Origin of the sequence: Streptomyces sp. NPDC047049, assembly GCF_040643995.1 — a bacterium.
GTDB classification, from domain to species: domain Bacteria; phylum Actinomycetota; class Actinomycetes; order Streptomycetales; family Streptomycetaceae; genus Streptomyces; species Streptomyces mooreae.
In genome coordinates this window covers 48,337-59,936 of sequence record NZ_JBEYVM010000023.1, presented here as the reverse complement: position 1 = coordinate 59,936, position 11,600 = coordinate 48,337, and the positions used below count along the sequence as shown (strand labels likewise).

Sequence of the window (11,600 nt, the reverse complement as noted above, 5' to 3'; positions counted from 1 at the left end):
CCGGCCCGTGGGGGTGCGATCCCCGGGCCGGCCGCGCCGGTGGTGGGTGGTGCTATTCCTGCTCGAACCAGTCGCGCGACACCTTCTCCAGGTCCGTCACGTCGGAGCGATCGAAGGCTTCCTGGAAGCCGGCGTGGGTGGTGCGGGCCTGGTCGCCGGCCGCCTTCGCGGCCTTCGCGGTGTCGGCCGTCTTGGCCGCGTAGTCGATCGCGCCCTGCGACACCCCGCGGATGACCTTCGCCAGCTCCTGGCACTCGGCCAGGGAGTCGCGGTCGACGGACTTCGCGCCCAGCGCGTCCGCGTCGGAGGCGGTGTCGTCGGCCAGGGCTTTGATGTTCTCCGCGGCCGTCTTGACGCCCTCCGCGTTGCGGGCCAGGGCCTTCTCCTTGGCCTCCGTCTTGCGTACGAGGGCCTTGTACGTCAGTTCCGCCATGATCGGGTCTCCTCCTGGTCCTACGCGGCGGGCGCGTAGGAGCCCTTGTCGTTGTAGAAGCGGAGTTCGGCCGGCTTCGTCTCGTCGCTGTCCACGACGGCCTTGTACAACGGCGCGTACCGGGTGCCGATGTTGGTCAGCACGACCTTGCACATCTCCGCGGCGCGCTTCGCCCGCTTGGCCAGTTCGGCGGCCTCCGTCGCCTGGGCCTTCGCCTTGTCGGCCAGCTGGGTCAGCTTGCCGGCCAGCTTCTGCCCGCCCTGGACGGACTTCGCCTGTTCGGCCAGCTGCTGGCAGTCCTTCGCCTCGTCCTGCGCGGCGGCCTCAAGCTGCTTGCACGCGTCGGCCACCCTGATCAGGTGGATCTCCTTGGCCTCCAACTTCCTTTCGTACTGCTTGAAGTTGCGGAGTTCCTTCCGGCTGATCGAGCCGGCCGCGCCAGTCGTACCCAGGGTCAGGGTGTTGGGGTCGATCTTCTTGACCCGGAGGGGCTTCACGTCCGTACTCACTCCGTCGTCTCCTTCGTCCGGCGGGGCGATGACGAGCGTCTGGCCGGAGGGGCCGGTGACCGTCACCCCCTGCTTCTTCGACTCCTGCTGCTTCGCCTTGTGGGCGGCGTGCGCCTTGTCCAGCCGTGCGTGTTCCTTGCCGTTCTCCTTCTTCTTGTCCTGGTATCCGTCCTTCGCGCCCAGCGCGTACGCCTTGACGTGGTCGACCGCGTTCCGCACCGCGGAGCCGTCGCCGTGGCCGGTTTCCCTTGAGCGCTGGAGCGGGGTCCGGGTGTCGCAGCCGTCGGCCCCGTCGGCCTTGCCCGGTTCGCCAGCCGCGCCGCCGCTCCCAGAGGATTCGCCGGCGCCCTTCGAACTGTCGCCGGTCTTCTTGCCCTTGTCGGCCTTGCCCTTCGAGTCGCCGGAGTTACCGCCGGACGACGATCCACCGCTACTTCCGGAGGCACCGGCCTTTCCGTCCTTGCCAGCCTTTCCGCCAGCTCCCGCGTTTCCCGAGGAGCCGCCCTTTCCCTTGTTCCCGGAATCGGTCGCCCCCTTGGAGCCGGATTTCTTCGACGAGCCCCCACCACCGTTTCCGCTGGTGCCGCGGCCGCCGCCTGATCCACCGCTCCCATTCGAGCCAGATGAACCGCGCCCGCCACCTCCGGTGGCACCGCCGCTCCCGCCACTTCCGGTGCCTGTGGAGCCTTTTCCGATGGAACTGCGGCCGGAATTTCTGCTGCCATTTCCGCCGGAATTTCGAGCCCCTCCACCGGCCCCTCCGGAGCCATTTCGGGTGGGAAGTCCAGGCGACTTCATGACCGTGGTGGTCCGGGCCTCTTTCACCTGGTGCGCGCCAGCCCTGGCTTTCTCCAGATCCAGCCGCTTGTTGGCTGTCCCGCCACCCTTCGCCCAGCGGGTCGCACCGGCTCGGATCAGCGTTTTGATCACGCCCTCCTTGTACCGGGCGCCGGCTGCGTCGGAGCCGGCACCGGCCAGGTCCTCCGGAGCCTTGAACGATTCGCTGGTGACCCCCGGGGAGGAGCGGTCCAGCGATCCGCCGGGGTCCGCCTTCGCGGCCGGATCGTCACCGGCCGGCCTGGTGCCAGCGCCGGTCGCGCTGACGGGCCGGGCCGGCTCCACCGCGGCCATCAGGGCGGCCATGATGCCGGTGTCACCGGTCGGTGTCGTCGCGGTGCCGGCGGTCGGCGAGGTGGGCGGATCCGGCAGATCGGGGGATCCCCCAGAGACCGGGGGCGCCGCATCGGTCGCCATCAATTCCTCACTCTCCGTGTTCATCGGCGGTTCCTTACTCCTTACCTCCCAGCGAAGAGCGCCCGATCAGTCGGATCACTGGGCCCGATTGCGGCGCTCTCCGCCAGGAGGGAAGGAGTAATTAATCACCGTGCGTGACTACGCGTCGGCCTTCTTGCCCTTGCGCGCGAACACCGCGATGGCCAGGCCGCCGCCGGCGACGAGCCCCAGCAGGGCGGGGGAGTCGATCCCGCCGCCCCCGCCGTTGCTGGCATCCTGGGCACTGCCGGCGGCCTCCATGCCGGACCCGTCGGTGGCTTCGTACTGCTGCTTGCAGCCCGCCACGATGTCGCCCTTCGAGGGCGCTCCGTACCCCTTGCCGATCAGGCCGGAGGAGTCCTTCACGCACTTGTCGACGGACGCCTGGATCTTGTCAGCGGAGGCGATCGCGGCCTTCTTGTCGGAGGTCGCCTTCTCGTTCCGGATCTTCATTTCCTGCAGCTCCAGCTTCTTCATCTGGATCTGGAGGGCGGCGGCTTCCTTCTCGTCCTTTGCGACGGCCGCCGAATGGACCTGGAGCCAGATGGTTCCGCCTCCGGCGATCGCCACTCCGGCCACTGCGATGGCGACCTTGCCACGGCGGGTCAGACCGGCCTTCTTGTGCTTTGTCACCGGGGCTCCGTACGGCCCTTCGTCGGTGTACGGAGAAGCGTCCGGAGTGCTATTTCCAAAGTTCATCCCTGCCGCCATTCCGGCCTGAATTCCTTCGAAAGCCATCTCTTCTTCCGGTGTCATTTCAATCTCCGTTCTTTCGCGCCATGTCGGAGGCCGCAGAGATCGTGGCCTCCACACCTCGGAAGGTGTTGCTGGAAAGGTCGTTCCACTCCCAGAAGCGCATGTTCACGCCCTGGCGCGCCAGCTGGGTCTGGAGGTAATTCACGGCCTTCCCCCGGTCGATCGCGGTCACATGCCCGGTGGATTCGAGAAAGGTCTGGGCACCCCTGATGCACATGCGACCCGTGGGGGAGAAGTCGAAGGACTGGCACCAGCCGTAGCGGGTCAGGACTTCGATCACTTGGATCAGGTGGTACGAGGGCTTCAAGGGGCGCGGCTCCTGCCAAAGCCCCAGGTCAGCCATCGCGGACCGGATCCCCTTGGGGATCATGCGCTGGCCCCAGGTCGGGGGGTCGGGCGCCCAGATCTCCAGGACCGGCGGGATCACCGCCGGGGGTACCAGCGCGGGCGCCGACGGAGTCGTTGTACGGGGGAAGCTCCCAGGCGTCGAGGCTTGCCCGGTCGTCGTGGGTGCCATGCGTGCTCCTTCCTTGCGTGAATAGGGAAGCCAAGGCCCCCGCTGATCACGCTTCAGCGGGGGCCTTCTCGGGGCGGGGGTGATCTGGGGCTCCGTCGTGGCGTTTCGGCGCCTTCACCGCGCTCCCGAGACGCTGGGCTTCGTCTCGGGAGCCGGTGGAATCGTCGAACAGCTCGTTATGCAGCTCGGTTTGCCTACGGGGTGAGGTATTTGTCCGCGTCCTCGCGCCGCAGCAGGCCGGCCTCCTTCAGCAGCCGGATCGCGCGGGGCTGGTTGACGGAGAGTTCGGTACGGACGCGGCTGATGTTGACGAAGCCGTCGTCCTCGCGCGGCAGCTTCTCTACGAGCGGGAGCAGTTCGGCGTCCGTACGGGCGGGCGTGGTCGTACCGGTACGGGTGGCGGTGGCCGTCGCGGTGGTACGCGAGCGGGACTGGGCCGTCCTGGTACGCGCGGCCGGTACACCGTCCAGGGAAGCCGTTCGAGCGGTGACCGTACTGGTACGCGCCTCGCCTTCGTACGCGGCGGCGCTGGTACGGCCGGAGTGCTCCGTACCAGTACGCGCCACCCCGTTCGGGGCGGCTTGTACGCCACTGGTACGGGTGCTGTACGCGCTTGTCAGGCCCGCATTCGCCGCCGCCGGGGCGGCGTCGTGCACGGTGCCGTGTACAGGCTCCGTACGAGCAGCGGCGGTGGCCGTCCGAGCGGGCGGCGTACTAGCTGACGGGCCGTACGAGTCCGTACCAGACGTGGTTGTACGGGGGAGCGGCGTACCAGCCGGGCCGTCCTGCCGGGCGGCCGTACTAGTACATCCCTCCGTCCCGTTCGGCGTGTCCGTACCACCGTGTCCATCCGTACCGGCGTCGTGCATCAGCGTGTGGACGCGCCAGACGACGGCCACGAAGATCAGCACGACGAACGTCGTCAGCCACCACGGCGCGGACTGTCCCTCGGGCACGAGGTGCGCCTGCTCCGACAGGTGGAAGACGACGTTGGCCGACGCCATCAGGGTCAGCGCCGCCGGGATGTCCCGCTTGGTGCGGAACGCGGTGACGCAGTACACGTCGATGGACACCGGCAGGAGCGGGGCGACGTACTTGTTGATGCCGACCATGTGTGCCAGCTCGTACTCGCCGGAGGCGGCGAGGCCGATGCCGGCGCCGAGCGCGATCCACGGGGCCGTCCTCCATGCCGTGCGGCTGAGCTTGTGGTGCCAGCCGCGCCAGCGGGAGTTGGCCCGCTTCGCCTCCCGGGCCTCATCCAGCATCCGGCGGGCCCTGGCCTCATCGGCCTTGGCCCGTTCGGTGATGCCGCGCGCCTTCTTCTCCGCGTCCGAGGTGATGCGGTCGGCCTCCTTCTGGGCGACATCCCGCAGTTCCTGGGCGACGGTCTTGGCCTCGTCCCGCAGCCGCTCACGCTGCTTGTCGCAGGCCGCCTTGAGCGTGCTGAGCTCGTCGGCGAGGGTCTTGCGCTTGCCGGCGGCCTCCGCGTCGAACTCGTCGGTGAGCTTGCGCAGCTTCTCGCGCAGTTGTGCACGGGTCTGCTCCGCTTCGGCGTGCGCGGCCGCAGTGTGACGGTCGGCCTCGCGGCGCCGGTCGTCGGCGGCCGCGACCGCATCCGCGTACAGCTTCTCGGCCTCCGCGCGCCGGGCGTCGTACTGGCCGGCCGAGGTCTGGGCGAGCTCGGCGAACCGCTTACGGGCCTGCTCCAGTTCGCGGCGGGCGGCGGTGACCAGCTCGTCGGCCTGCTCCTGCGCCCGGCCGAGGAGGGCACCGGCCTGCTGACGCCGCTCCTCGACCAGATCGCTGACCTCGGCGAGGTCGGCTTCCGCCAGGCGGCGCAGCTCGGCGACGGCCTTGCCGGCCGCCTCGCGGTCGGTGGCAGCCAGCTCGGTGAGGTCAACGGCCTGCGCGCGGGCCTCGGCCACCAGACTTTCGGCACGATCGCGGGCCGCGTGCAGCACCTGACGGGCCTCGAGTTCGGCCTGTTGCGTCAGCTCCGCCGCCCGCGTCCGCGCTTCGGCCACCAGTGCCTCGGCCTGACGGGTGGCATTGCGCTCGATCGCCTCGGCAGCCCGGTCGGCGCGGTTGCGGTAGCGGGCCGCGGCCGCGCGGGCCGCGGTGACGGCGGACTTCGCCTCCCGGCGAGCCTCCTCGCGGATCTGCTGCCCGTCGTGATCGGCGGCTTCGGTGGCCTGGCGCAGACGGTGGCCTGCTTCCTCCGCCACCTCCACGAGGACCTGCCGGGCCTGCGCCCTGGCATCCCGGCGCAGGTGCTGGGCCTGGGTGCGGGCACGGCAGGTCAGCTCCTGCGCCTGAACCCTGGCGTCGGCGAGGAGTTGCTCGCCGTGGTCCGTGGCGCGCTGCTGGACCGTCTTGGCGGCCCGGTCAGCGCGGTTGTGGTGCCGGGCCGCGGCCGCGCGGGCCGCGGTGGCGGTGTCCTTCGCCTGCTGGCGTGCCTCCTCGCGGATCTGCTGCGCGTCGCGGGAGCCGTCAGCTCGCGTGGTGTCGGCGTCGTTGCTGGCCTGGCGCAGACGGTGGCCGGCTTCCTCGGTCACCTCCGCGAGGATCTGCCGGGCCTGGGTACGGGCAGTGCTGGTCGCCTCCGCAGCCTGCTTCTGCGCCCGAGCCAGGACCTGGGCGGCGTCGCGGGCGAGGTCGCAGTCGTCCGCGGTGGCCGGTGCGGACGGACGCGGCGTCGGTGTCGTCCTGTTGGCTGCGGCGGTCGTCTTCTTCGCCGCGTTCTTGTTCTTGGCGGGCGGCTTGTTCTTGGTGCGGGTCGCGGTGCGCGCGGCCATGCCCTTTCCTCTCTACGTGCAGCGGATGGACGGCTGTCTGGCTCCCCATGACTCGGCCCCTCCCGCCGGGTGGCGGGAGGGGCCGAGCAGGCAACCGTCAGACGCAGGTGGTGTGTTCGGGGTGGTCGTCAGTCGCGCTGGGCGGGCAGGTCGGGGCGCTGGTTGGCCGTGGCGTGCTGCTGGGTGAGCCAGGCGACGGCCGCCGGCGCCATGTCGGTGGCACTGGCCGGGTTGAGCGGGGCGGTGTCGATGTCGCGCATCGCGTCAATGGCCGGCAGCAGCCGCATGTAGTGCGGGCTGACGTTCTGGACCGGGCGGCCGGTGGCTACGGCGATCAGGTTGTGTGTGCCGTCTGACCAGCACCGCTCGACCCGGCACACGAAGGTGTGGCCGGCCTTCCCGGTCCAGAACATCTCCGGGTCGCGGTACAGGACGAACTGGCCCTGCTTGAACAGGGTCGTGGGGGTGGTGATCTGGGCGCTGGCGCGCATGGCAACTCCTGGCAAGTTTCAGCAGAAATGGTCCGGACTGTCCGGCTCCCACCGCCCTGCCCGTGCCGTCACGAGGAACGGCGCGGGCAGGGGGAGGCAGTCGACAGGCGGGAGTCGTCAGCGGACCCAGCGGCCGTCGCGGATGAGGACGGTGCCGTCCTTGAGGGTGAGGTCGGTGACGAAGGGCGACAGCGTGGTGCCGTCCAGCGCACGCCGGGTGAATTCGGTCGCCCACAGGTCATGGCCGTCGCGGTTGCCGAACAGGGAGACGCGGGTGTCGAAGGCGGGCTCCAGCGCGGCAGCGGCGTTCTCGGCCCGCGACTCGTGCGGAAAGATGAGCGTGCCGCACGAGTCGTTGATGCCGATCAGGAACAGCTCGCGCAGCTCGAAGCCGCGCACGTCCAGCACGCTGAGCACCGGCTCGGTCGAGCCGTGGGTGTAGACACCGTTCGGGTGGGTCTTCACCCAACGGCTGGTGCCGAATCGGCTCATGTCAAAGGCCATTGGTGCCTCCATTCGTCATTGGTCCGGGCTGTCCGGCTCCCTTGCGACTCCGCCCGTCCCGGAGGCCGGGACGGGCGGAGCAGGCAGCTGGCAGATCGGCGTGGCGGTCAGTGGGCCAGGCGGGCCAGGAGCAGCGCGGCGATGATGAAGAGCCCGCCGACCATGCCGAGCGCGTTGATGAACCGCATGCCTCCTCTTTCCTGATCAGTGGTGCTTGTCGTGGTGGGTGGTCGCGGCGTGGATTTCGTGGACGTGGTGGCCGGCCCTGTACGCGACTTGCGCCGCTCGGTCAGCGAACGCGAGCAGCGTGTGTGCCAGCGGGTGCCCCACGCCGTGGCGGCCGAGGACCCGCGCCGCCAGGTGGTACGCGGCGCGGGCACGGCCTATCGGGGTGGTGTTCAGGAGGGGTTCTTTCCGCTGTTGGAGCCGGAGGAGCGGCGGTTGTCCGCGTCGACCTTCCGCCTCATCGCTTCGCGCTCGGCGTCCGTCATTCCGCTCATGCCGCACCCCGCATCCCGGCGCGGGTGGCGCTCTTGGGCAAGACCGTGGGGGAGAGGGCCTGGTCCCAGTCCTCCGCCGGGTTGTCCAGCTCGCGGTTGAGGTCTTCCTCCGTCGCCGCGACCGGGGGCAGGGGCAGACGGTCCCGCATCTCATCCAGCGTGCGCGGCGCACGCCGGGAGTCGGCGATACGGGCGTCGGCGGTGCGCCGGCGGTGCCGGACCTCGGCGTGCAGACGGTCCAGTGCCTCGGTGCTCTGGGCGCGGCGGGCCCGCCAGGCGTCCAGGCGCCGGACGGCGTCCTCGGCCTCGTAGCCGCGGCTGTCGTCGTCGCGCTCGATGTCATCGATCGCACCGCCGGTCGGAGCGGTGATCACGCATGCGATGCTGTTCATTCAGGGCCTCCCAATTAGGTCCTGTCTTGACAGCCCCGGAAGGTGAGAGCTCCGGGGCTGTCGCCGTGTAGAGCGGGCGGGCTGCCCGGCTCCCCGTCACCGCTCGTCCCAGCCGGGGCCGGTGCGGGCGGATCAGGCAACCGTCAGACCTGCTCGAACGCGATCGCGCTCATCACGCTCGTGCCGTGCAGCGCGACGACAGTGAGGCGGTTGCCATCGCGAGTCCTGAGCTGGTCGCCCCGCGCGGTGTGGGTGTGCACGACCGGCTCGAAGCCAGCCACCGTGTTCGCACCGATCAGGCGGTACACCTCTTCCGAGGTGAGCCCATCGACCGCGTAACGGGCGGCGGGACTCGGGCCGATGAACTGGTGGGTGATCAGGGAATCCATGGGTCTCCTGACGAGGTGTGTGTTGGAGCGGGTTGTCCTCCGCGCTCTCCACCGCTCACCGGGCCGCCGAAGCGGGTCGGTGAGCGACTGGGCAGCGCGTGGCTGCGAAGGTTGCGCGGCGCCTGTGGGGCGCCGGATCTCGTAGAGACGCGGACCGCTACCGCCGAGAGATCCGTCCGGGCGGGTATGCAGTGAAGGTCATGCCGCGTCGTTCTTTTGCGTCGTGGGGATGTCGGCCCTCCGAGCTCTCCGTCAGTAATGAGCACCTGGCTGGGGCTAGCCCAGGCCGCGCCGTTAGAGCGCGCCCGACGGGTCGTTGACCGTGCCGACTGCCACCACCAGGAGTGATGGCGCCGCACGACGGGTCTCCACTCACCTCAGCCGGTGTGGTCACGGCCGTCGTATCTGTGGTGGATCACGCTGTGGAGTTCTCAAGGAACGGACCGCTGCCTTCCGACTCCCGCGAGAGCGGGAGGAGTCCGGGCGGTACCGGGGGCCGAGATCCGGCTCCCTCATCCGGCGCCGCCGCGGGGCGGTTCCGGGTGGGGGAGCCGGGTCCGTGAGGACCCGGCGCCGTCAGGCCACGAGCGGCAGGGGTTCGGTGGCCGGCGGCGCGATTCGCAGCTGCGCGGCGTAGGGGAGGAGGACGTCGACCAGGCGCTCGCGCACCCGGGCGGTGATCGACGGGTCGGAGGCGACGATGTCCCGCGCCGCATCCCGGCGCGCCCCGTATTCCGCGATGACCGCGTTGCGCGCCTTGGTCTTGCCCTTCGTCACCGCGGCTGCGGCGTCCCACCTGGTCAGCTCGTCCGTAGTCACCAGCCCGTACATCTCCAGCGGCGTACCGAACGCGATGTCCAGGTCGATGCCGGCGAAGTCGGGGAGCGGCACCTCGATCGCCTCCAGGAGCGCGAGCGTCTCGGTGTCGAAGTGCTCGGTGACGAGGCTGGCGGCGGGGCGGCGGGTGATCTTCACGGGATGGAGCTCCTTCCAAAGAAAGAACATGTGAACTAGGTGACATAGATTGAGTACTCAATGTTGCGCGTCGAAGATTTGCATGAAGCGCTAGGCCGGGTCAAGCCCAGACGGCGCGATCAGCTAGATTGACTACTCATTGCTTTGGAGGTAGATATCTGCCATGCCAGTCAGCGGCAGGGCGCGCGCCCTTTACCAGCGCATCGCGGACGAGATCCGCGACCAGATCATGGACGGAACCCTTGGCGCGGGTGCCCGGCTGCCCACCGAGGCCGAGCTTGCGAGTAAGTGGAGCACCACTCGGACCACCGCCGTCCAGGGCCTGAAGGTGCTGGTCAATGAAGGTCTGATCGTGAGCGATCGCCCCCGCGGCTACTTCGTTCGCAGTCGTCGGCCGATGGTCTACAGACCGCAGGCTGAGTTCTGGAAGCGCCCGTTGTCCCCCGAGATGGACGCCTTTCTCACGCAGATGTCGGAGGAGGGCCGGGAGGCCGACCAGCACATCGAGGTCGCTGTCGAGACGCCAGGCAAGCATGTCCGTGAGCGCCTCCAGCTAGGTGAAGACGAGCTGGTCGTTGTACGCCGCCGGGTCCGCTTCGTCGACGGCGTGCCCTACAACACCAACGACAGCCACTTTCCCCTCACGCTCGTGCAGAACAGCGAGATCATGCGTCCCGACGACATCGCTCGCGGCGCCAACGCGGTACTGGCCGAGCTGGGCTACGAGCAGGTTCGCGCCCTGGATGAAATCCACGTGCGCATGCCCACACCGGCCGAGGCGGATCGGCTCCAGCTCGGCCCAGGAACCCCTGTCGCGGTGCACTTGTGCACCGGCTACACCGAGGACGGCAAGCCGGTCCGCACCGTGATGAACGTGCTCCCGGGCGACCGGCACGTCATCACCTACGAGCGCAGCCGCCAGCGGCTGGGGTCCGAACCGACGATTCGCCAGGCCGAAGAGCAAGACCTCCCCATAGTCGTTGAGCTCTGGGAGCACGCCGCATCCTGGCTGCGCGAGCGCGGCATCGACCAGTGGCAGTACGCCCCGCGCGAGGACCGGATTCGGGCAAACCTCGCTGCTGGCGAATGCTGGATCGTGGAGGTTGACCGCGCTCCCGTCGCCACCATCACCGTGGACGGGCATGCGGATGGTGACTTCTGGAGCCCAGACGAGGCCGCCGAAGCTGCCCTCTATGTGCACCGTATGGTCGTGCGCCGTGACGTGGCCGGACTCGATCTGGGCTCGGCCATGCTCGACTGGGCCAGCAAGCGCGCCGCGGACCAGGGAAAGACCTGGCTGCGCCTGGATGCCTGGCGCAGCAATGACGGTCTGCGGACGTACTACAGCAACCGTGGCTTCACCCACGTACGCACGGTCGAAGCTGAAGGCCGGAGCAGCGGGGCTCTGTTCCAGCGCCCCGCTGGGCACGTTCTCGGCGTCGGACCCGAAGTCCGGGGCGCCGGCGGTCAGACGCGCGACCAAGTCAGTCGCGCTTCTGGAATATGGGCGCACACCCCGCGATAGGGTGGCCCCGACGTTGATCAAAAAGAAAGTGGCCCCGTCAATCGCCCTTGGACAAGGCGAGAGGGGCCACGTGGCCGAATGGACCTTGTGATGGGGGTCCGATCGGCCTGCCGAACCCCTCAGTGCGAGTAGAAGGGCGTCGACGTGATCAGGGTACCTCTACCCAGCACCCGACTCACTGCACCCTGCCGTGGTGCCAGCAGCCACATGCGCGCGCTGGCCCTTCGGTGGGGTGTTTGTGCTGTGGGGTGTTTGTGCCGTCTGGGCGCACCTCGACCAGCCCTCCGAAGAGGGGGCGAGATGACTTAGGAGTCAGGGCGGCTTGACCGCCCGGGACGCTCAGCTCGGTGTTGGCGCACCTTGGCTGGCGTCCCCGTCACCAGAGGGTTTGGCGGCCCTCTGAAGGGATTGTTCGCCCGGTTGGCCCCGGTCGAACAGTTCGATCTTGGTTCTCACCGAACCACAAAGCACCACGCACCACGAGGGGCTTCGTCATGCCCTCCAGCTGAAAGCTGAGGAGGCGCTGTCATTTTGCAGCACCG

General features: G+C 69.2%; 12 protein-coding genes. 1 reads left to right on the top strand and 11 read right to left on the bottom strand.

Annotated elements, in window-relative coordinates; all coding sequences use genetic code 11:
* Positions 1-52: 52 nt before the first annotated feature.
* The 11 genes from ABZ851_RS32960 to ABZ851_RS32910 form a co-directional block, all read right to left on the bottom strand.
* Entirely contained in the window at positions 53-433 is a 381-nt protein-coding gene (locus ABZ851_RS32960; RefSeq protein ID WP_361135537.1) for a hypothetical protein, read from the bottom strand.
* Between the two features lie 20 nt (positions 434-453).
* A complete protein-coding gene (locus ABZ851_RS32955; RefSeq protein WP_361135534.1) occupies positions 454-2,220 on the bottom strand; it encodes a hypothetical protein in 1,767 nt (588 codons plus the stop codon).
* A 114-nt stretch (positions 2,221-2,334) separates the two neighbouring features.
* Positions 2,335-2,847, bottom strand: coding sequence for a hypothetical protein (locus ABZ851_RS32950; RefSeq protein WP_361135530.1), 513 nt, complete (start codon positions 2,845-2,847; stop codon positions 2,335-2,337).
* A 124-nt stretch (positions 2,848-2,971) separates the two neighbouring features.
* Positions 2,972-3,487 carry a hypothetical protein gene (locus ABZ851_RS32945; protein WP_361135527.1) on the bottom strand — a complete coding sequence of 172 codons (516 nt, stop codon included), beginning with the start codon at positions 3,485-3,487 and terminating at the stop codon, positions 2,972-2,974.
* 194 nt (positions 3,488-3,681) lie between these two features.
* Positions 3,682-6,282, bottom strand: a complete 2,601-nt coding sequence (locus ABZ851_RS32940) for a hypothetical protein (protein WP_361135524.1) — start codon at positions 6,280-6,282, stop codon at positions 3,682-3,684.
* 128 nt (positions 6,283-6,410) lie between these two features.
* Positions 6,411-6,773, bottom strand: coding sequence for a hypothetical protein (locus ABZ851_RS32935; RefSeq protein WP_361135521.1), 363 nt, complete (start codon positions 6,771-6,773; stop codon positions 6,411-6,413).
* A 117-nt stretch (positions 6,774-6,890) separates the two neighbouring features.
* Positions 6,891-7,277 (bottom strand): hypothetical protein, encoded by a 387-nt coding sequence (locus ABZ851_RS32930; RefSeq protein WP_361135518.1) that lies wholly within the window; start codon positions 7,275-7,277, stop codon positions 6,891-6,893.
* Positions 7,278-7,384: 107 nt separating this feature from the next.
* Positions 7,385-7,657, bottom strand: a complete 273-nt coding sequence (locus ABZ851_RS32925; protein WP_361135515.1) for a hypothetical protein — start codon at positions 7,655-7,657, stop codon at positions 7,385-7,387.
* A gap of 116 nt (positions 7,658-7,773) precedes the next feature.
* Complete coding sequence (locus ABZ851_RS32920; RefSeq protein WP_361135512.1) at positions 7,774-8,169, bottom strand: hypothetical protein; 396 nt, start codon at positions 8,167-8,169, stop codon at positions 7,774-7,776.
* A gap of 143 nt (positions 8,170-8,312) precedes the next feature.
* On the bottom strand, positions 8,313-8,558 hold the full coding sequence (locus ABZ851_RS32915; RefSeq protein WP_159476255.1) for a hypothetical protein: 246 nt from the start codon (positions 8,556-8,558) through the stop codon (positions 8,313-8,315).
* 576 nt (positions 8,559-9,134) lie between these two features.
* A complete protein-coding gene (locus tag ABZ851_RS32910; RefSeq protein WP_361135508.1) occupies positions 9,135-9,533 on the bottom strand; it encodes a hypothetical protein in 399 nt (132 codons plus the stop codon).
* Positions 9,534-9,696: 163 nt separating this feature from the next.
* On the opposite strand from ABZ851_RS32910, the gene ABZ851_RS32905 reads away from it, so the two are divergent.
* Positions 9,697-11,058, top strand: coding sequence for a GNAT family N-acetyltransferase (locus tag ABZ851_RS32905; protein WP_361135505.1), 1,362 nt, complete (start codon positions 9,697-9,699; stop codon positions 11,056-11,058).
* The last annotated feature ends 542 nt before the right edge of the window (positions 11,059-11,600 follow it).